Source organism: Rhodococcus sp. IEGM 1302, from assembly GCF_030056935.1.
In the GTDB taxonomy this organism is placed as follows: domain Bacteria; phylum Actinomycetota; class Actinomycetes; order Mycobacteriales; family Mycobacteriaceae; genus Rhodococcus_F; species Rhodococcus_F qingshengii.
This window is the reverse complement of record NZ_JASHKY010000074.1, coordinates 1-217: the sequence shown is the minus strand read 5'-3', so window position 1 is coordinate 217 and position 217 is coordinate 1. Positions and strand designations below refer to the sequence as shown.

The 217-nt window shown below is 62.2% G+C and carries 1 protein-coding gene; it reads left to right on the top strand.

Translation table 11 applies throughout. The annotated features are described in order from the left end of the window. A partial coding sequence (locus QM609_RS29180) for a condensation domain-containing protein (RefSeq protein WP_269615252.1) occupies nucleotides 1-217 on the top strand: 217 nt, incomplete at both ends.

Sequence of the window (217 nt, the reverse complement as noted above, 5' to 3'; positions counted from 1 at the left end):
CGTCCGGTTCGGGTTCCGTTGTCGTTGGCGCAGCAGCGCATGTGGTTCCTCAACCGATTCGACACCGATTCTGCTGTCAACAATGTCCCTGTTGCCGTTCGGCTCACGGGTGCGCTCGATCTGGCGGCCCTGAATTCGGCAGTTCACGACGTTATCGGCCGCCACGAGGTTCTGCGCACGGTCTACCCCGAGGTCGACGGCGTCGGCTACCAGAAGA